The organism is Pseudomonas sp. NFX1 (assembly GCF_051123555.1).
Classification (GTDB): Bacteria; Pseudomonadota; Gammaproteobacteria; order Pseudomonadales; family Pseudomonadaceae; genus Aquipseudomonas; species Aquipseudomonas capeferrum.
Map to the genome: position 1 here is coordinate 771191 of NZ_CP169366.1, position 18777 is coordinate 789967.

Annotated in this window: 18 protein-coding genes; 7 read left to right on the plus strand and 11 right to left on the minus strand. The window is 63.3% G+C overall.

The window, feature by feature from the left end; all coding sequences use genetic code 11:
* Window positions 1-114 precede the first annotated feature (114 nt).
* The gene (locus tag DJ563_RS03405) at window positions 115-333 is read right to left on the minus strand and encodes a DUF2970 domain-containing protein (RefSeq protein ID WP_274097622.1); all 219 of its coding nucleotides are present in this window, start codon (window positions 331-333) and stop codon (window positions 115-117) included.
* 107 nt (window positions 334-440) lie between these two features.
* Window positions 441-4148: a methionine synthase gene (gene metH / locus DJ563_RS03410; RefSeq protein WP_434518815.1), complete on the minus strand. Its 3708-nt coding sequence runs from the start codon at window positions 4146-4148 to the stop codon at window positions 441-443.
* A gap of 165 nt (window positions 4149-4313) precedes the next feature.
* Here metH and DJ563_RS03415 point away from each other — a divergent pair, with 165 nt between their 5' ends.
* From DJ563_RS03415 to DJ563_RS03435, 5 genes are all read left to right on the plus strand, one after another.
* Window positions 4314-6614 carry a fatty acid cis/trans isomerase gene (locus DJ563_RS03415; protein ID WP_434518816.1) on the plus strand — a complete coding sequence of 767 codons (2301 nt, stop codon included), beginning with the start codon at window positions 4314-4316 and terminating at the stop codon, window positions 6612-6614.
* Window positions 6615-6768: 154 nt separating this feature from the next.
* Complete coding sequence (locus tag DJ563_RS03420; RefSeq protein ID WP_320326906.1) at window positions 6769-7803, plus strand: acyltransferase family protein; 1035 nt, start codon at window positions 6769-6771, stop codon at window positions 7801-7803.
* A 58-nt stretch (window positions 7804-7861) separates the two neighbouring features.
* Window positions 7862-8446, plus strand: a complete 585-nt coding sequence (nfuA, locus tag DJ563_RS03425; protein ID WP_012271640.1) for a Fe-S biogenesis protein NfuA — start codon at window positions 7862-7864, stop codon at window positions 8444-8446.
* 206 nt (window positions 8447-8652) lie between these two features.
* Window positions 8653-9261, plus strand: coding sequence for an SCO family protein (locus DJ563_RS03430; protein WP_033699010.1), 609 nt, complete (start codon window positions 8653-8655; stop codon window positions 9259-9261).
* Entirely contained in the window at window positions 9261-9749 is a 489-nt protein-coding gene (locus DJ563_RS03435) for a copper chaperone PCu(A)C (RefSeq protein ID WP_434518817.1), read from the plus strand. Before DJ563_RS03430 ends, DJ563_RS03435 begins: the two co-directional genes overlap by 1 nt.
* Window positions 9750-9782: 33 nt before the next feature.
* On the opposite strand, the gene DJ563_RS03440 is transcribed toward DJ563_RS03435, so the two are convergent.
* The 8 genes from DJ563_RS03440 to DJ563_RS03475 form a co-directional block, all read right to left on the minus strand.
* Complete coding sequence (locus DJ563_RS03440) at window positions 9783-10010, minus strand: hypothetical protein (protein ID WP_033699008.1); 228 nt, start codon at window positions 10008-10010, stop codon at window positions 9783-9785.
* Window positions 10011-10084: 74 nt separating this feature from the next.
* Window positions 10085-10918, minus strand: a complete 834-nt coding sequence (locus tag DJ563_RS03445) for an AraC family ligand binding domain-containing protein (RefSeq protein WP_434518818.1) — start codon at window positions 10916-10918, stop codon at window positions 10085-10087.
* Complete coding sequence (locus DJ563_RS03450; protein WP_434518819.1) at window positions 10915-11229, minus strand: AzlD domain-containing protein; 315 nt, start codon at window positions 11227-11229, stop codon at window positions 10915-10917. Before DJ563_RS03450 ends, DJ563_RS03445 begins: the two co-directional genes overlap by 4 nt.
* Window positions 11226-11927, minus strand: coding sequence for an AzlC family ABC transporter permease (locus DJ563_RS03455; RefSeq protein ID WP_274097618.1), 702 nt, complete (start codon window positions 11925-11927; stop codon window positions 11226-11228). Before DJ563_RS03455 ends, DJ563_RS03450 begins: the two co-directional genes overlap by 4 nt.
* Before the next feature lie 102 nt (window positions 11928-12029).
* Window positions 12030-12701 (minus strand): sel1 repeat family protein, encoded by a 672-nt coding sequence (locus tag DJ563_RS03460; protein ID WP_434519691.1) that lies wholly within the window; start codon window positions 12699-12701, stop codon window positions 12030-12032.
* A 180-nt stretch (window positions 12702-12881) separates the two neighbouring features.
* A complete protein-coding gene (locus tag DJ563_RS03465; protein ID WP_434518820.1) occupies window positions 12882-13976 on the minus strand; it encodes a hypothetical protein in 1095 nt (364 codons plus the stop codon).
* 26 nt (window positions 13977-14002) lie between these two features.
* Window positions 14003-14629, minus strand: coding sequence for a LysE family translocator (locus DJ563_RS03470; protein ID WP_274097616.1), 627 nt, complete (start codon window positions 14627-14629; stop codon window positions 14003-14005).
* A gap of 2 nt (window positions 14630-14631) precedes the next feature.
* Window positions 14632-15408 carry a YqcI/YcgG family protein gene (locus tag DJ563_RS03475; protein ID WP_033698995.1) on the minus strand — a complete coding sequence of 259 codons (777 nt, stop codon included), beginning with the start codon at window positions 15406-15408 and terminating at the stop codon, window positions 14632-14634.
* 159 nt (window positions 15409-15567) lie between these two features.
* Here DJ563_RS03475 and DJ563_RS03480 point away from each other — a divergent pair, with 159 nt between their 5' ends.
* On the plus strand, window positions 15568-16488 hold the full coding sequence (locus DJ563_RS03480) for a LysR substrate-binding domain-containing protein (protein WP_274097614.1): 921 nt from the start codon (window positions 15568-15570) through the stop codon (window positions 16486-16488).
* On the opposite strand, the gene DJ563_RS03485 is transcribed toward DJ563_RS03480, so the two are convergent.
* Complete coding sequence (locus DJ563_RS03485; protein ID WP_274097613.1) at window positions 16473-17378, minus strand: LysR family transcriptional regulator; 906 nt, start codon at window positions 17376-17378, stop codon at window positions 16473-16475. The genes DJ563_RS03480 and DJ563_RS03485 overlap by 16 nt on opposite strands.
* A gap of 119 nt (window positions 17379-17497) precedes the next feature.
* Here DJ563_RS03485 and DJ563_RS03490 point away from each other — a divergent pair, with 119 nt between their 5' ends.
* Window positions 17498-18688 carry an MFS transporter gene (locus DJ563_RS03490; protein ID WP_434518821.1) on the plus strand — a complete coding sequence of 397 codons (1191 nt, stop codon included), beginning with the start codon at window positions 17498-17500 and terminating at the stop codon, window positions 18686-18688.
* Window positions 18689-18777 lie beyond the last annotated feature (89 nt).

Here is an 18777-nt window from a genome sequence, read left to right on the forward strand (position 1 = left end):
TGGTCGTTACCGCCGTGTATTGGGTCAGCCACCAGTAGACTTCCCTTCAGACCGTGATGCAGCCTGAGCGCCTGCGGGGTGGATGCCCGCAGGCGTTTTCATTCAGGCTGAACCTCAGCGTGCCGTCAGGTGCATGGCCAGTTGCACCAGCCCGATCAGCAGCAGAATGAACAGCAGGGTGAACACCGTGCCCATGGCAATGAAGTGGCTGGCCTTGCCGTGGGTGAAGTCGCGCGCGCGGTTTTTGCCGCTTTGCACGCCGAAGGCGGCGGCGAGGATGCTGTGCAGCATTTGCCAGAAGGAGGGGGGCTTGCCTTGGCTTGAGTCGTCCATGGTGGCTCCTGGGTTTCGGAGGCAATCAGGGACAGTGTAGGCAATGCCAGGGTAGTTGGCATTTCTGGCCCTTTCGCGGTTAAACCCGCGAAAGGGCCAGCACAGGCCTAGTTGTCGTACCCGAGGTTAGGCGCCAACCAACGCTCGCTCACGCTCACTTCCTGGCCCTTGCGCGCGCTGTAGCGCTCGATCTGGTCCTTGTCCACCTTGCCCACGGCAAAGTACTGCGCCTGCGGGTGCGCAAAGTACCAGCCACTGACCGCCGCCGCCGGGAACATCGCAAAGTGCTCGGTCAGGAATACGCCGCTTGCGCCGGTCTCGCCAATGGCCGTGCCATCGAGCAGGCGGAACAAGGTTTCTTTCTCGGTGTGGTCCGGGCAGGCCGGGTAGCCTGGGGCAGGGCGGATGCCGCTGTACTGCTCCTTGATCAACGCCTCGTTATCCAGGTGTTCGTCGCGGGCGTAACCCCAGTGCTCTTTACGCACCTGCTCGTGCAGCCACTCGGCGCAGGCTTCGGCCAGGCGGTCGGCCAAGGCCTTGACCATGATCGAGCTGTAGTCGTCGCCCTTGTCCTGATACGCCTTGGCCACTTCCTCGGCGCCGATGCCGGCGGTGGTGATGAAGCCGCCGACGTAATCGGTGACACCGCTGCCCTTCGGCGCGACGAAGTCTGCCAACGACCAGTTCGGCTTGCCGTCGGGCTTGATGGTCTGCTGGCGCAGGTGGTGCAGGGTGGCCAGCGGCTGGCCGTCGTCGCCATACACCTCGATATCGTCATCGGCGACCTGATTGGCCGGCCAGAAGCCGAACACTGCGCGGGCACTGATCAGCTTTTCGTCGATCAGCTTGTCGAGCATCTCGCGGGCATCTTTGTACAGCGCTGTGGCCGCCTCGCCGACCACTTCGTCGGTGAGGATGCGCGGGAACTTGCCGGCCAGGTCCCAGGAGATGAAGAACGGCGTCCAGTCGATGTATTCGGCCAGGGTCCGCAGGTCGATGTCCTGCAGCACCTTGACGCCGGTGAAGGAGGGCACTGCGGGCTGGTAGCCGGCCCAGTCATACTGCGGCTTGGCGGCAATCGCCTTGGCGTAGCTCAGGCGCTCGGTACGGGCACTGCGGTTGGCCGTGCGCTCGCGAACATCGACGTAGTCCAGGCGGGTCTTTTCGACGAAGCCGGGTTTGAGCTCCTTGGACAGCAGCTGGGTCGCCACGCCGACGGCGCGCGAAGCGTCGGTGACGTAGATCACCGCGTCGTTGCTGTACTTGGGCTCGATCTTCACCGCCGTGTGCGCTTTGGACGTGGTTGCACCACCGATCAACAGCGGCAGGTTGAAGCCCTGGCGCTGCATTTCGCGGGCCACGTGGACCATCTCGTCCAGCGACGGGGTAATCAGGCCGGACAGGCCGATGATGTCGCATTTCTCGTCGCGAGCGGTTTGCAGAATCTTCTCTGCCGGCACCATCACGCCGAGGTCGACGATGTCGTAACCGTTACAGCCCAGCACCACGCCGACGATGTTCTTGCCGATGTCGTGCACGTCGCCCTTGACCGTGGCCATGAGGATCTTGCCCTTGGCCTCTGGCTTGTCGCCTTTTTCGGCTTCGATGAACGGGATCAGGTGAGCCACGGCCTGCTTCATCACGCGTGCCGACTTGACCACCTGGGGCAGGAACATCTTGCCGGCACCGAACAGGTCGCCGACCACGTTCATGCCGCTCATCAGCGGGCCTTCGATGACCTCGATGGGCCGCGCGCATTGCTGGCGGCACTCTTCGGTGTCTTCGACGATGTGCGCGGTGATGCCTTTGACCAGGGCGTGCTCCAGGCGTTTGCCGACCGGCAGCGAGCGCCAGGCCTCGTTCTCGACTTCCTTGGTGGCGCCGCCGCCTTTGTAGTCGTCGGCGATGGCCAGCAGTGCATCGGTGCCTTCCGGAGTGCGGTTGAGCACCACGTCCTCGACCTTGTTGCGCAGGTCGGCCGGGATCTCGTCGTAGATCTCCAGCTGGCCGGCGTTGACGATACCCATGGTCAGGCCGTTGCGGATGGCGTGGAACAGGAACACCGAGTGGATCGCTTCACGCACCGGGTTGTTGCCGCGGAACGAGAACGACACGTTGGACACCCCGCCCGAGCTCAGCGCGTGAGGCAGGTGGTCACGGATGTAGGCGCAGGCTTCGATGAAGTCGACGGCATAGTTGTTGTGCTCTTCGATGCCGGTGGCGACGGCGAAGATGTTCGGGTCGAAGATGATGTCTTCCGGCGGGAAGCCCACTTCGTTGACCAGGATGTCGTAGCTGCGCTTGCAGATTTCTTTCTTGCGCGCGGCGGTGTCGGCCTGGCCGACCTCGTCGAAGGCCATTACCACCACGGCGGCGCCGTAGCGTTTGCACAGGCGGGCGTGGTGCTTGAACTGCTCGACGCCTTCTTTCATGGAGATCGAGTTGACGATGCCCTTGCCCTGGATGCACTTCAGGCCCGCCTCGATCACTTCCCACTTGGAGGAGTCGATCATGATCGGTACGCGGGAGATGTCCGGCTCGCCCGCGATCATGTTGAGGAAGCGGACCATGGCGGCCTGGGAGTCGAGCATCCCTTCGTCCATGTTGATGTCGATCACCTGGGCGCCGGCCTCGACCTGCTGCAGGGCCACTTCCAGGGCTTCGGTGTAGTTCTCTTCACGAATCAGCCGGGCGAACTTGGCCGAGCCGGTGATGTTGGTGCGCTCGCCAACGTTGACGAACAGCGACTGACGATCGATGGTGAAGGGTTCCAGGCCCGACAGGCGGCAGGCCTTGGCAATTTCCGGGATCTCGCGGGGTTTGTACTTGGCCACGGCTTCGGCGATGGCCTGGATGTGGCCCGGGGTGGTGCCGCAGCAGCCGCCGATGATGTTGAGGAAGCCGCTGGCGGCGAACTCCTCGACCACTGCGGCCATCTCGGCCGGGGTTTCGTCGTACTCGCCGAAGGCGTTGGGCAGGCCCGCGTTGGGGTGCGCCGAAACATGGGTGTCAGCCTTGGTCGACAGCTCTTCCAGGTACGGGCGCAGGTCCTTGGCGCCCAGGGCGCAGTTCAGGCCCACGGAAATCGGCTTGGCATGGCGCACCGAGTTCCAGAAGGCTTCGGTGGTCTGCCCGGACAAGGTCCGGCCCGAGGCGTCGGTGATGGTGCCGGAGATCATGATCGGCAGTTCGACCTGGTCATCCTCGAACACCTGTTGCACGGCGAAGATCGCCGCCTTGGCGTTCAGGGTGTCGAAAATGGTTTCGATCAGGATCAGGTCGGCACCGCCCTCGATCAGGCCGCGGGTGGCCTCGACGTAGTTTTCCACCAGCTCGTCGAAGGTGACGTTGCGGTAGCTGGGGTCGTTGACGTCCGGGGAAATCGAGCAGGTGCGGCTGGTCGGGCCAAGCACGCCGGCGACGAAGCGCGGTTTGTCCGGCGTTTCCAGGGTCTTGGCATCGGCGACCTGGCGGGCGATGCGCGCGCCTTCGACGTTCAGCTCGTAGACCAGCGACTCCATGCCGTAGTCGGCCTGGGAAATCTGTGTGGCGTTGAAGGTGTTGGTTTCTAGAATATCGGCGCCAGCATCCAGGTAGGCTTTTTCGATGGCGGCGATGACATCAGGGCGGCTGAGCAGCAACAGATCGTTGTTACCCTTTACATCGCTTGGCCAATCGGCAAAGCGCGTGCCACGATAGTCGTGTTCCTCGAGGCGATAACTTTGGATCATAGTACCCATGCCGCCGTCGAGGATCAGGATGCGCTCTTTGAGTGCGTGCTGGAGTGCTTGGAGACGAGCGCTGCGGTCGGACATAGGAACTACCTGGTCGGGCGATATCAGAAGGTGCCGAATCATAACAAAGCTGCGCGGTTTTTAGGCGCATCGCCCATTTGCATGAATTTTGCTCATGTTGGCGCACAAGCACCCAAGCGCCACCAGGCAATCGTGATGGCTTTCATGAACCAGGACTTTTCGCACATGCTGCATCGTATTCTTGCCGGCGTCTTCGCCTTGCTCATCAGCGGCGTGGCGTTCGGGCAAGCCCCCCAGTCGAGTCCGGCCATTTCCTACACCCGGGACATTCAGCCGATCTTCACCGAGAAATGCGTGGCCTGCCACGCTTGTAACGACGCGGCCTGCCAGCTCAAGCTGGAAAGCCCCGAAGGGGCCGTGCGTGGCGCCACCAAGGTACCGGTGTACCAAGGCGACCGAAGCAAGGCGGTGCCCACCACGCGGCTGTTCTACGACGCCCACAGCGAGGGCGAGTGGCGCAAGAAGGGCTTCTACTCGGTGCTCGACAGCCAGGGCAGCCAGGCGGCGCTGATGGCGCGCATGCTCGAACTTGGGCACAAGACACCGCTCACGCCCAATGCCAAGTTGCCCGAAGACATCGTCCTGGGGATCAGCCGCAACAACATGTGCCCGTTGCCCCATGAGTTCGACGCCTACGCTGGCGCGCACCCCAAAGAAGGCATGCCGCTGGCGGTCACCGGCCTGACCGACCAGGAGTACAGCACGCTGCAACGCTGGCTGGCCACGGGGGCGCCGGTGGAGTACCAGCCGGTCCAGCCCAACCCGGCCGAGGCCAGGCAGATTGCCGACTGGGAAGCGCTGCTCAACCGCCCAGGGTCCACCGAAGCCCTGGTCGGGCGCTGGCTGTACGAGCACCTGTTCCTTGCACACATCTACTTCGTTGGAGGGGAGCAGGGCCACTTCTTCCAGTGGGTGCGTTCGCGCACGCCCAGCGGCCAGCCGGTCGACCTGATCGCTACCCGTCGCCCCAACGACCCGCCGGGCACCGACTTCTATTACCGGCTGATTCCGGTGCAAGGCGTGATCGTGCATAAGACGCACATCACCTACCCAATGGGCCCACAAAAGCTCAAGCGGGTGAAGCAACTCTTTTACGCCGGTGACTGGCACGCTGCGGCGCTGCCCGGCTATGGCCCGCGTCATCGGGCCAACCCGTTCGAGACCTTCGAAGCGATCCCGGCGGTGGCGCGCTACCAGTTCATGCTGGACAACGCCGAGTACTTCGTGCGCACCTTCATCCGCGGCCCGGTGTGCCGTGGGCAGATTGCGACCGACGTGATTCGCGACAACTTCTGGGCGCTGTTCCAGGAGCCGGCCCATGATCGCTACATCACCGATGCCCAGTACCGCGGCGCCGCCACCCCGTTGCTGGCCATGCCGGGGCAGATCGATGACGTGGGCAGTGTGCTGAGCCTCTGGCACGCCTACCGCGACAAGCGCAACGAGTACGAAAAACTGCGCCGCGAAGCCTATGCCGAAATGCCGGCGCCGGGCTGGTCGACGTTGTGGGCGGGTAACGACAATGCGCTGCTGAGCATTTTCCGCCACTTCGACAGCGCCTCGGTGAGCAAAGGCCTGATCGGCGATGTGCCGCTCACCGTGTGGCTGTTCGACTACCCGCTGCTGGAGCGCACCTATTACCAGTTGGCGGTCAACTTCGATGTGTTCGGCAACGTCTCGCACCAGTTGCAGACACGCCTGTACTTCGACCTGATCCGCAACGGTGCCGAAGTCAATTTCCTGCGCCTGATGCCGGCCGATCAGCGCGGCGCGATCCTCAGCGACTGGTACCAGAACAGCGGCAAGGTGAAGATGTGGCTCGATTATGAAGACATCGATACCGATACCCCGAGCGGCATCAAGCTCGACCCGGGCAACCCCAAGCGCGACTTCGGCCTCAAGCTGCTGCAGCGCACCGGCAGCCTGAATGCGGCACCCGACCCGATCAACCGATGCCAGGGTGCCTACTGCTCACGGCCGCAAATGAGCGAAGAGTTCCGCAATGCCGAGCAGTCGCTCAGCCGCCTGGTGTCGCGCCCGGCTGCCGGGCTCAAGGTCATCAACCAGCTGCCTGAGGCAAGCATGCTGCGCATCGAAGGGCAGGGCGGTCAGCGCCAGGTGTACAGCCTGCTGCGCAACCGTGCGCACAGCAACGTCGCCTTCCTGCTGGGCGAAGCTTCCCGCTATCAGCCAGGGCTGGACACACTGACCTTGTACCCGGGCGTACTCAGCAGCTACCCGAACTTCATCTTCAACATACCGACCCAGGATGTGCCGGAATTTGTCGAAGACATGGAGTATGCGCGTGATGACCCGAGCAAGTTCGAGCGCATCGTCATGCGCTGGGGCGTGCGCCGTAGCCATCCGCAGTTCTGGCAGTACTTCCATGACCTGAACAGCTACATCAAGGAGACCCAGCCGGTGGAAGCGGGTGTGCTGGACATGAACCGCTACGAGAACCTCTGATCGGTTGGCCTGACCTTTCCGGGGTAGCTGCGGTCGGAAACGGTGGGTGGTCCTGATCGACTGCAGGGGGGGCTGCTGGGCAGCCCTTCGCGGGTATTGCCCCCCTCTGCGCGCGGTCACCGGCCTCAATGCACCGGCAATCGCAGGGTATTCCATGCTGTATTCGCTTCAGGCACTGCGGGCGTTCGCCGCCTGGGTGGTGGTTTGCCACCATTTCATGCAGATTTTCTTCGACTTCCACGCCAGTGGCCCCATCGGCCAACTGCTTACCGACCGGGGCGCCGTGGGCGTCGATATCTTCTTCGTCATCAGTGGGCTGGTGATCTACCTGTCGACCCGTGACAAAACCATCGAACCGCGTCAGTTCCTGCTCAACCGGGTGCTGCGCATCGTGCCGGCGTACTGGTTCTACAGCTTGCTCATGGCGGGCCTGCTGCTGGCGGCCAGCCGCTGGATGCCGCACCAGCAGTTCGACTGGCAGCACCTGTTGCTGTCGTTGCTGTTCGTGCCAGCGGAAAACCCTGGGGGGTACGGGCTCTACCCGACTTTGAACGTGGGCTGGACGCTCAATTTCGAGATGTTCTTCTACCTGCTGTTCGGCCTGGCGTTCCTGGTGCGCCAGCGCCATCACCTGTGGCTGGTGAGCGCGGCGCTGTTGCTGGTCAGTGAAGTGCTGGGCCGGCTGGGCGTGCTCAGCCATTTCTACAACAACGACATCATCTACGAGTTCCTGCTCGGCATCGGCTTGGGCGTGCTGTATCGCCGGGGTCTGATTCGCGAGGGCGTGTGGATGCCGCTGGCGTTGCTCGGGGTGGCGGGGTACGCCCTCTATCACCTGGACGCTTCCCAGCGCCTGTTGCACTGGGGCGTGCCCAGTGCCTTGGTGGTGCTGGCCTTCATTGCCCTGGAACCCTGCTTCAAGGGCAACCAGGTACTCAAGGCACTCGGCGACTGTTCGTATTCGGTGTACCTGATCCACGTGCTGGTGCTGTATGCCGGCTGGTTCGCCAGTGAGCGGCTGCACTTGAACCCGTACCTGGTGTTTGCCCTGTGCGTGCCGTCCATTGGACTAATGTCGTGGTTCAGCTACCAGTGGCTGGAGCGTGGCTTGTACCGGCGAATGCAGGCCTGGCTGGCGGCGCCACGGGGGCAGGCCCCGGCTTACGTGCTTTCCCGAGTCAAATACTAGGACTTTGTGCCGGGGCCAGGTTGGCGTACACTTGGCCGCAAGTCTGTGAGGAACTTACATGAGCGCTATAACCATTACCGACGCCGCCCATGATTACCTGGCCGATCTGCTCTCCAAGCAGAATACGCCCGGCATCGGCATTCGCATTTTCATCACCCAGCCAGGCACCCAGTACGCAGAGACGTGCATTGCCTACTGCAAGCCGGGCGAAGAGAAGCCTGACGACACCGCCGTGGGTCTGAAGAGCTTCACCGCTTACCTCGATGCGGTCAGCGTGCCCTTCCTTGAGGACGCGCTGGTCGACTACGCCACCGACCGCATGGGCGGCCAGCTGACCATCAAGGCGCCAAACGCCAAGGTGCCGATGGTCAACGAGGACAGCCCGATCAACGAGCGTATCAACTACTACCTGCAGACCGAGATCAACCCCGGTCTGGCCAGCCATGGCGGCCAGGTGAGCCTGGTGGACGTGGTCGACGACGGCATTGCCGTGCTGCAGTTCGGCGGCGGTTGCCAAGGCTGCGGCCAGGCTGACGTGACGTTGAAGGAAGGCATCGAGCGCACCCTGCTCGAGCGCATTCCCGAGCTCAAAGGTGTGCGTGACGTGACTGACCACACCCAGAAGGAAAACGCGTACTACTGACAAGTACGCGTCCCTAGCAACAAACTGTTACGGATTCAACCCCTGCGACAACAGGCCGCAGCCCGTATTCAAAGGGCTGCAGGCCAACACCGCCTTCGTCGGGTAGAAGCACTTGGGGTGTCATGTAAGAATGCCCCGGTTTTTCGACCGGCCCCTCCCAGGGTCGGCACCTTTCCTGTGAAGGATGGCCTGTAAAGGATGGTTCCATGAATGATCTGTATACCCGGCGCGCGGTTGTCGCTGGGATGGGCGTTCTCGGGCTTGGCCTGCTGGCCGGCTGCAGCCCGGCCCGGGGTCTCGAGTTCAAGTACGGCAAGAACATGAGCAACGAAATCCTTGGGCGCAAATTCAACCTCAAGGACCCCCAAGGCAACCCGCGTACCCTGTCGAGCTTCTACGGCAGCATGCCGATGATCTTCTTCGGCTTCACCCAGTGCCCGGCGGTCTGCCCGACCACGCTGGCGCGGGCGGCGCAAATCAGGCAAATGCTCAAGGGCCGTGACCGTGACCTGTTCCAGGTGGTGTTCATCACCCTGGACCCGGAGCGCGACACCCCCGAAGTGCTCGATGCCTACGTCAAGGCGTTCGACCCGTCGTTCACCGCCCTGACCGGTACCCCTGAGGAAATCGCCGAGGTGGCCAAGGAATTCAAGGTGTTCTACGAGAAGGTCCCGGCCGGTGACACCTACACCATCTCTCATTCGTCCACCAGCTACGTCTACGACACACGTGGCACTCTGCGCCTGAGCCTGGGCCATTCCCTGAACGCCAAGGAATGCGCCGAAGACCTGGTCACCCTGATGGAGATTTGCTAATGGCTGTTTCACTGCAACCGTTCAAGCGCGGCCTGGCCGCCATCGCCCTGCTGGGCCTTGCCCTGCCAGCGTTGGCCGAGACCACCGTGAGTGATGCCTGGGTCCGTGCCAGCGTGCCGCACCAGCAGTCCACCGGTGCCTTCATGACCTTGACTGCCAGCAGCGACAGCAAGCTGGTAGGGGTCGAGTCGCCAGTGGCGAAGACCGTGCAGGTGCATGAAATGACCATGAACGGTGATGTGATGGGCATGCGTGAGGTCAAGGCAGTCGAGTTGCCGGCTGGCAAGGCTGTAACCCTGGACCCGAATGGCTTGCACGTCATGCTGATGGGCTTGAAGCAGCAGGTGAAGGAGGGTGAACAGGTGCCTCTGACCCTGCTCATCGAAGACGCCAAGGGTGGCAAGCAAACGCTGCAGGTGCAGGCGCCGGTGCGCCCGCTCAACGCCGAGGATGGCGGTGGGCATGACCACATGCACATGAACCACTGAAATACCGGGGGCCGCATAGCGGCCCCCGTTCATTCAGCTGCGAAAGCGTGGCAGCGGCCTGTCCAGGGTCAGCGAGGTCAAGGTCTTGCGTACCTGGGCTTCGTCGGCCTCCAGTGCCTTGAGGCTCGCGCGAATCTTGCCGGCGACGGGCACATCGCCCTGCCGGTCGATCCAGTCGGCGATCTCCTTGCAAGCACTGCTCAGGCAGGCCTGACGCTGGTTCATCAGCGATATGAGGGTGGTGAGCTCTCTTTCGGACATGGCAGGATCCTCCAATTCAGCCCTGTCAGTGTAGCAGTGCCTGACCCGTTTGCCCGGCCAGTCCCGCGGCCTGCCTAGCTGTGCAGGCAAGCCTGTCGATAGGCTCCCGGCGTCACTCCATAGGCCTGCTTGAATTGCCGGCTCAGGTGGCTTTGGTCAGCAAAGCCCAGGCTGAATGCCACCTCGGACGCCGTCAGGCCGCTTTTCAAGAATTCCCGGGCTCGGGCCAGGCGCCGTTGCTTGAGCCAGGCATGCGGCGGCAGGCCGGTGGCCTGGCGAAACACCCGGGCGAAGTGGAAGGGCGACAGGTTGACCGCTGCCGCCAGGGCTTCAAGCGAGGGTGGGTCGGCCAATTGGCTCTCCAGCAGTTCGCGGGCGCGTGCTACCGCCAGGGGCTCGAGGCCGGGTGCTGAAGGCTCGGCGCACTGCCCGTGGCGTTGCACCAGGGCCAGCACGGCATGGCGCCAGGCGGTCTGCTGCTCCAGCACACTGGCAGCCGATTCGGACAGCTGGTGCAGTTGACTGAAGGCCAGCGCCAGGGCCGGGTCCTGGATCACACTGTCCTTGAAGCTGGGCATGCCATGGCGGCCCATCTCCAGTTCCTCCAGCACGCCGGTGACGCGTTCGTGTTCCGGGTAGAAGCCGCGATAGCGCCAACCGGCTTCATGGGCAGTGGCACCGGTGTGCAGCTCGTCGGGGTTGATCAGCACCATGCTGCCCACCGGGGCCAGGTGCTCGCTACCGCGATGCCAGAAGCGCTGGGCGCCGGACTCGATCACGGTGAACACATAGCCTTCGTGCACGTGCGGGGCGAAGCGTTGCTGAAAATACCGCGCGTGCAGCATTTCGACGTCGCCCAGCGCCGGCGCCTGCCACAGGTGTGTCTGTTCGCGCAGGGGCGTGGTCATGCCAGCCAGCTGCGCAGGAGGAAGAAGATCAACATGCTCACCAGCATGCTCAGCAACACGCTGCGGGTCAACAGCACCAGCGCGACGGCCACCACCGATCCCAGCAGATAAGGGTTGAGCAGGCTCAGGTTCAGGTGATGGTCAGGCATGAAGATGATCGGCCCGCAGATGGCGGTGAGCATGCCCGGCACTGCAAACCCGAGAAACTTCCGGGCGTTGGAGCTCAGGCGCAAAGGCAGGCGCGGTTCAAGAAACGCATAGCGGTTGAGAAACACGATGGCGCCCATGGCGAAAATCAGTAACCAGGTCATGCACGGCCTCCAAACCACTTCTGGCAAACGAAACCGGCGCTCATGCCGAGCAGGCCTGCCGCCACCAAGGCGGTTTCCCAGTGCCAGGCACTGAACAGCACCGAACAGAACAGCGAAACGGCCACACACACTACCGTTGCGAGGTTGCGCACCAGGGGCGCGATCAGGGCGACGAAGGTGGCGACAATGGAAAAGTCCAGGCCCAACTGGTCGAGGTGCGGAATGTTCTGGCCAAGCACGATGCCGGCCAGGGTGAACAGGTTCCAGGCGACATAGAAGGTCAGGCCCACGCCCAGCGCGTACCAGCGGTTGAACTGTTGCTGGTCGTAATGGCTGGTCAGGGCGAAGAATTCGTCGGTCAGCAAAAAGCCCAGGCCCAACCGCCAGCGCAGTGGCTGGTTCGACAGCACGGGGCGCATGGACAGGCCGTACAGCAGGTGCTGCGAGGTCAGCAGCAAGGTGGTGAGCAGGATCGACGCCAGGTTGGCGCCGCCCTTGAGCATGCCAATCGCCACCAGTTGCGCGGCACCGGCAAAGACGATGGCCGACAGGCCTTGGCCTTCCCAGGCACTGAGGTTGGCTTCAATGGCCATGGACCCGGCCAAAAGGCCCCAGGGGGCCACGGCCAGGGACAGCGGGAGGATGGCGATGGCGCCACGCAGAAAGGCTTGGCGGGCAATGTGTGGGCTGTGGGGCATGGTGGCTGCAACGCGTGTACTCGGTTGCGCAGCATGCCAGAGTGGTAATGGCGATGGCTTGAACGATCTTGCTGGTTTGGGCCCTGTTCGGGCCCAAGGGCGTTAGCGATGGCTGGCCAATCCGTGTTGCGCTGTCACGCACCCGTTGATGTCCACGGCCTTTTGCAGCAAGGTCTGACGCTGCTGCGTGTCCAGGTTTGCCAGCAAGCGGTACACCTCAGCCTGGTAGTCGCGCTGACGCCCCCACTGCATTTCCAGGCCCTGCGGCTGGCTGCGGCTACAGGCCAGTCGCGTGGCAGGTTGCGGGTAGTAGGGGGCGTACTGGGTGGCCATGCTCGGGATCGCCTCCAGTGCAGCGCGGTACTCCGCGCTGGCGTTGTAGGGCGGGCACCAGGTGGCGATGGCCGGTGCCGGAGCCGCGAAGCCTTGCTTGAGGCTGGCTACCAGCAAAGGGCAGGCCGCGTCGGGGATCTGCCCGGCGGGCAAGTAGGTCATGTAGTAGAGCGCCAGCCGGTACTGCGCCACCGGGTGGCCCAGCGCCACTGACTTTTTCAGCAGTGTCACCGCGGTAGGCAACGTGTGGGCAAGGGCCTGGCCCTGACGGGTGAGTTCCGGGTCGCTACCCAGGGCAGTGCGCAGTGAACTGGCGCTGTCATCCTGGCTGTCGGCCTGTTCCAGCAGCGGCAGGGCCTGGCGGTAGAGCAGGTCGGCATGAGGGTCGATGCGCACGTCGAGCGCTTGCGCAGCCAACGGCATCAGGGCGATCAACAGCATGGGCAGGATGACCGCGCGACTCACAGGCAGGCCTCGTGAGAGGCGCAGTCACGGCAGGCAGCCAGTTGTTGATGGACGGCTTCGATGTTCATGACAGGTACACGTGCGCCTCGGGCGGATCGGAACGACGACGTATTCTAGCCACCCAAGGGCCCTCGCCGAAAGACCAGCAGGCAACTGTCAGACGAGCTTGATGGGCGTGACCTTGCGCTGAGCGTGTTTTTCCTGGGCCAGGCCCAGCTTGGCGGTAATGACCTTGGCCAGGGCATTGTTGCCCAGGTCGTTGAGGTGCAGGCGGTCGACGAACAGGTCGGCGCCGAATACCGGCGAGCTGCTGAGCATGCTGTTCATGTCGTAGCAGGGTACCGGATCGGCCTGGCTTTTGATGCGGCGAAAGAAGGCCATGTGCAACTGGCTGTCAAAGACCCCGTCGAGCAGGCGGTCGAAGTTGGCCGGCTGTTGCTCCAGCGCCGTCAGCATGGCCTGCTCACCCTCAGGCAGGGTTTCGCGGCACCAGGGCAGCAATGGCTGGAGTATGAAGGTGAGGGTGGCATGGCTGTCTGCCAGCAGGCGCTCCCATTGGCGCAAGGTACGGCCGATGGTGTCGGCTGCACGGGCCAGTCGCTTTTCAGGGGGCGATAATGGCCTGGCGATAGGCGCTATGGGCGGGGGCGTGGTCAAGGCTTGGCCAAGCCGTCGCCAAAGCGATTGCGGGCGCGGGGCCACAGCAGGCGGCATGCCGTCGCTGTAGCTGTTCAGCGTGTCGCGCAGGGCCGTGGCGTGAAGCGGGTCGTGGGGGCTGGCGAGGACTTCGCCAAGGGCTTCATGGGCCAGTGTATTGAGGCCGCTGAGCACCACCACATGGCCCAATTGGCCGAGCCGATGCTGGTGGGTGAGGAACATCAGCAGCTCCTGGCCGGCATTGAGCCCGCAGCCGGCCAGGTTCAGCCAGACTTCCCCAGTCAGCATCGACAAATGTGAAGCCACCGTGTGTTCGTCGCAGCTGGCGCCGATACCCAAGGCGGTAGAGCCCCCCACCAGCAGGTTGATGCGCGGCGCAGCACCGCGTTCGGCCGCCGAGAAACGCTTGCCCGCACAATGGCTGTAACGCAGGCCAAGGGCATCGGTGTTGATGGTGCCGGAGCGATAACCGCGCTCATGTACCTGCAGGGTGTGTGGCGCACGGTGGTTGCCCAGCAGCAGAAAGCGCTGGTAGTCCTGTTGCAGCGGCGAAGGAGGGCCCGGGACATGCGTGCTGGTGTCGGTGGATCTCATGGGCACTCCTTTGCGTTGTTGCTGGCTCAGGCCGCCAGTTCCTTGAGGTTGTAAAGCAGGCCGCCCGCTGCAATCAGCAGCAGCGCGACGCCCGAAGCCAGGCTGATCAGGCGGTTGCTGCGTTGCGAGGCGATCTTGCCGATGGCGAAGATGTACAGGCTGAGCACGGCGAAATCGATGGCCACCCACAGCAGCGACAGCACCACCATGCTCTTGCCGAACGACTCGGTGATTTGGATGAACTGGGGGAAGAAGGCGATGAAGAAGATGATGTCCTTGGGGTTGGAGATGCCCACCATGAAGCCTTGCAGCAGGCCGCCGCGCCCAGGCCCCTGTGCCTCGCTCGCCGCGTCCGAGGCCGGCGCCTGCAGGGCTTCCTTGAGGGTGCACACGGCGATGTAGCCGATGAACAGGCAACCCATCAGGCTCATGCTGCTGAGCCAGGCCTTGTCGATGGCAGCGCTGGTCAGGATGATCCAGGCTGCCGCGCCTATCAGTACCAGGGACGCCCAGTTGGTACCCACGGCGGTGAACATGGCCTTGCGCGAGCCCGAGGCGGCAGCGGTGTTGACGATCAGTGCTACAACCGGGCCAGGGGTGGCGATCAGCAGCAGCACGGTCAGGGCATAGGTGGCGGTCAGTGCGGTATTCACGGTCAATTCTCGATCAGTGTGTCGGCTGGTACATGGGCGTGGAACGGGCAGCGTGACGGGTTGAGCGAACCTGCCTCCTGCAACTGGTACTGCTTCCACTCGTAGTTGTCGGCATCGCCGAATGCGCCAAGGGTGTCAGGCATGACACCGTCGTTGTAATGGGCCACGCGCTCGCGGATGCGGGCACGAATACGCTTGCCACTTTCAGTGCTGGCGTTGGCCACTTCGTCAAAGTTCTCCCGGGGGTTGATGACGAAGGTGATGTGGGGGCCCAGGTTGCGGCTTTTCATCTGCCGGTGGCCCGGGAAGTTCATGTTGATGAACAGCGGCATGCCGGCGTAGCAGAACGACCAGCCATTATCGTCCGGGTCGGAGGGTATCGCCTGCGGCCAGGGATGCGGGTCGCGGGCATGGACCCCACGCAGCACCTTCCAGGCCAAGGCCTGTTGCTCGGCAAGGGTGTAGTCGCCAGGGGTTTCGAGAAACACCACCAGTGGGCTGCCGATGCGCTGCTTGAGCGGAATTGGTGCGATGGTGCGCACATAGTCGGCCAGGCCCTGAGCGATGTCATCGGCCAGTTGCTCGGCGCGGGCGAAGAGGATGTGGCAGGTCTCGCTGGCGACTGCCTTGCGCCCGAACAGGCACGGAAAGTCGGGGCTGGCGAGAATGCCGCGAAAATGCTGTATGGTTTTGTACGTCCAATGCTGCGTGTTCCGGACATGTTCAGTGGCCAGCTCTAGCGCATCCAGGCGATAGCAGTTTCCATAACCCGTAAACATGATTTCCCCAGGTTTCCAATTAAGTAACGTTCCAGGCATATGCAGGCAGAATCTTGGTTATCTTTATTATTTACATGCATTTTCTGAGACGGACTTAACGTTGTAAAACGCGTGGAACTATGACCTACTATTAGTCTTACTCATGCTTCGGACGTCGCCATGTCGGAACGGATTCAGGCTCTGCACGCCTTGCGTGCTTTCGAGGTGGCCTCTCGGTATGGCTCCTTTACCCGTGCGGCGGAGGAGCTGGCACTGACCCAAGGGGCAGTCAGCCACCACATCAAGACCCTCGAGGCCATGTTCGGCTGCGACCTGTTCGAGCGCCGTGGCCCGAAACTGAGCCTGACCGAGCACGGGCGTCTGTTGTCCCAGGAGCTCAAGGTCGGCTTCAAGATCATCGAGAATGCCTGCGCGTTGCTGCGTCAGGACCGCTACGGCCTGCGCCTCAAGGCCCCGTCCACGCTTACCATGCGCTGGCTGCTCAGGGCACTGGACGGGTTCAAGAAGAACGACGACAGCTGCAGCGTGCAACTGTCGAGCGTGTGGATGGACATCGACAGCGTGGATTTCTATTCCGAACCCTACGACTGCGCCATCCTCCTGGCCAACGGGCGTTTCCCCGCTGACGTCGAGAGCTTCAAACTGTTCGATGAATGGCTGATCCCGGTCTGCCACCCCGACTACATGGCACAACCGCAACCCGACCTGGGCGACCTGCGCCAGTGCGAGTTCCTTCACCCGTCCCCGGACCGGCGCGATTGGCGGCGTTGGCTGGCCCGCATGGATGCGCTGGATATCAGCATCGACCAAGGGCAGGTGTTCGATACCCTCGACCAGGGCATCTCAGCCGCCCAGCAAGGGCTGGGCATCTCGGTGGTGGACCTGGTGCTGGCCACGACCGACCTGTCGGCAGGGCGCCTGGTGACACCGTTCAAGTACGCAGTGGCCACTGGCGACGGCTATTACATGACCTGGCTCAAATCCAGCCCCAAGGCGCGGCAGATGCACAAGTTGCGTGATTTCCTGTTCAGCCAGGTACCGCCGCTGGCCTACAAGGACATCAACTATTTGTACGGTTGAGGGCTGCCTGGCAAGACCCGTTCGAGCATGAAGTCGATGAACACCCGCAGCTTGGGCGGCACGTGGCGCCCCGACGGCCACAGCAGGTAGAAGCTGCCACGCCGTTCCATGAAACTCTCGAGCACGCTCACCAGTGTGCCTGCGGCCAATTCGCGGCGCACGCTGAAGTCTGGCAGGCAGGTGATGCCGCGGTGGTTGAGGGCAAAGCAGATGCGCGTCTCGACGTGGTTGCACACCATCGAAATGGGGATGTCATAGCCCTGGTCGGGGTGCTCCTGGCGCAGCGGCCAGACTTCCAGCTTGCCGTTGCTGGGGAAGCGGTAGTGCAGGCAGGTGTGCGTGCTCAAGTCACGCGGGTGGCTGGGCGTGCCGCGCTCGCGCAAGTACTCGGGTGATGCTACGAGGCGGTGCTGGAAGTGGCCGAGGAATTTGGCACTGAGGCGCGAGTCCAGCGGCTGGCCACCACGCATCACCACATCGAAACCCTCTCCGACGATATCCACCATGCGGTCGGTGAACTCCAGGTCCAGCTCCACCTGGGGGTACAGCGCCATGAACTCGGCCAACGCCGGCATCACCAGCCCGGTGACCTGGGGCAGGCTCACGCGCAGGCGGCCGCGCGGGGTTTCGCTGGCCTGGGACAGCGCCTGCTCGGTCGCTTCGATTTCCGCCAGGATGCGCCGGCTGCGCTCCAGAAACAGCGTGCCTTCGGCGGTCAGGGTGATGCTGCGCGTGCTGCGATGGAACAGTCGCACACCCAGGCGACTTTCCAGCCGTGCCACGCGCTTGCCCACGGCCGAGGCAGTGATGCCCAGTGACTGACCGGCAGCGACGAAGCTGCGGGTTTCGGCAACCCGGTTGAAGACCACGAAGCCGCTGAGGCTGTCCATGACGTGTTCCTGATTGCGGACATTGATGTCCGGGGTGAGCGGCATTGTAACCGTCTTTTTCCGTAATGCCGCCGCCGTGCACACTGTCGCCCTCGATTTCCACTTCAAGGCACCCTGCAATGTCCCAGATATCTTGCGCACCGCCATTGGTTGAGCGCGCCGAGCGCCTGCCCCTGAGTGGCCTGCTGGCGCTGGCCATGACCGGCTTTATCGCCATCCTCAGCGAAACCCTGCCCGCCGGTTTGCTGGACCAGATCGCCGGTGGCATGCACATCAGCCAGGCCATGGCCGGGCAATGGGTTACGGCCTACGCACTCGGTTCGTTGTTGACTGCCATTCCCTTGGTGACCCTGACCCAGGGCTGGTATCGCCGTCGCGCTTTGCTGCTGGCGATCGGCGGCTTTGTACTGTTCAACGGCTTGACGGTGTTGTCGTCGTCCAACGCCCTTACCCTGGTGCTGCGCTTTTTCACCGGTGCCGCTGCCGGCCTGGCCTGGGGGCTGATCGCCGGCCATGCCCGGCGCATGGTGCCGGTAGCCTTGCAGGGCCGGGCGATGGCCGTGGCCATGCTTGGGCAGCCGATAGCGTTGTCCCTCGGGTTGCCTATTGGTACCTGGCTTGGGGCAATGCTGGGGTGGCGTGCCACCTTCGTCGTGGTCACCCTGGTGGCGCTGTTGCTGGTGGTCTGGGTATTGCGCGCGGTTCCGGATTACCCGGGGCAGGCAGCCGGCAAGCGCCCTGCGGCGTTGCAGGTGTTGCGCACACCGGGCGTGGCGCGGGTGCTGCTGGTGATCCTGACCTGGGTCCTGGGCCACAACATCCTCTATACCTACATCGTGCCGCTGTTGGCGGCGGCGGGGATGGCCGCCGAGATTGGCCAGGTGTTGATGGTGTTCGGCCTATCGGCGCTGGCGGGCATCGGGCTGGTCGGGTTGTTGGTCGATCGGCATCTGCGCAAGCTGGTACTGCTGAGCCTCGCCGGGTTTGCCGTGGCCGCGCTGGTGCTGGGGCAGGCGTCTTCGTGGGCGATGTACCTGAGCATTGCGCTGTGGGGCGTGACGTACGGCGGCGCGCCAACGCTGTTGCAGACGGCCTGTGCGGATGCGGCGGGCGAGGGCGGTGATGTGGCGCAATCGATGCTGGTGACGGTGTGGAACAGTGCGATTGCCTTGGGAGGGATTATCGGCGGTTTGCTGCTGACCGGGGCCGGTGTCGCGTGGTTTGCGCCAGTGGCGTTGCTGTTGATCGGCTTGGCGTGGCTGCTGGCGTGGGCTGGGCGGCGTAGCGGGTTCGTCGCCGGCTCCCGCTGAAAACAGCGCTGAGTTGCCCCGACAAGACATGCAAAGCCACAGGCTGCCCTGCAAAGCGTAGAATCGTCACTTCAGGCACAACAGACAAC

Coding starts and splice junctions, on each gene's coding strand:
- DJ563_RS03405 (WP_274097622.1), bottom strand. CDS start 333: ATGGACGACTCAAGCCAAGGCAAGCCCCCCTCCTTCTGGCAAATGCTG.
- metH (WP_434518815.1), bottom strand. CDS start 4,148: ATGTCCGACCGCAGCGCTCGTCTCCAAGCACTCCAGCACGCACTCAAA.
- DJ563_RS03415 (WP_434518816.1), top strand. CDS start 4,314: ATGCTGCATCGTATTCTTGCCGGCGTCTTCGCCTTGCTCATCAGCGGC.
- DJ563_RS03420 (WP_320326906.1), top strand. CDS start 6,769: ATGCTGTATTCGCTTCAGGCACTGCGGGCGTTCGCCGCCTGGGTGGTG.
- nfuA (WP_012271640.1), top strand. CDS start 7,862: ATGAGCGCTATAACCATTACCGACGCCGCCCATGATTACCTGGCCGAT.
- DJ563_RS03430 (WP_033699010.1), top strand. CDS start 8,653: ATGAATGATCTGTATACCCGGCGCGCGGTTGTCGCTGGGATGGGCGTT.
- DJ563_RS03435 (WP_434518817.1), top strand. CDS start 9,261: ATGGCTGTTTCACTGCAACCGTTCAAGCGCGGCCTGGCCGCCATCGCC.
- DJ563_RS03440 (WP_033699008.1), bottom strand. CDS start 10,010: ATGTCCGAAAGAGAGCTCACCACCCTCATATCGCTGATGAACCAGCGT.
- DJ563_RS03445 (WP_434518818.1), bottom strand. CDS start 10,918: ATGACCACGCCCCTGCGCGAACAGACACACCTGTGGCAGGCGCCGGCG.
- DJ563_RS03450 (WP_434518819.1), bottom strand. CDS start 11,229: ATGACCTGGTTACTGATTTTCGCCATGGGCGCCATCGTGTTTCTCAAC.
- DJ563_RS03455 (WP_274097618.1), bottom strand. CDS start 11,927: ATGCCCCACAGCCCACACATTGCCCGCCAAGCCTTTCTGCGTGGCGCC.
- DJ563_RS03460 (WP_434519691.1), bottom strand. CDS start 12,701: ATGCTGTTGATCGCCCTGATGCCGTTGGCTGCGCAAGCGCTCGACGTG.
- DJ563_RS03465 (WP_434518820.1), bottom strand. CDS start 13,976: ATGAGATCCACCGACACCAGCACGCATGTCCCGGGCCCTCCTTCGCCG.
- DJ563_RS03475 (WP_033698995.1), bottom strand. CDS start 15,408: ATGTTTACGGGTTATGGAAACTGCTATCGCCTGGATGCGCTAGAGCTG.
- DJ563_RS03480 (WP_274097614.1), top strand. CDS start 15,568: ATGTCGGAACGGATTCAGGCTCTGCACGCCTTGCGTGCTTTCGAGGTG.
- DJ563_RS03485 (WP_274097613.1), bottom strand. CDS start 17,378: ATGGACAGCCTCAGCGGCTTCGTGGTCTTCAACCGGGTTGCCGAAACC.
- DJ563_RS03490 (WP_434518821.1), top strand. CDS start 17,498: ATGTCCCAGATATCTTGCGCACCGCCATTGGTTGAGCGCGCCGAGCGC.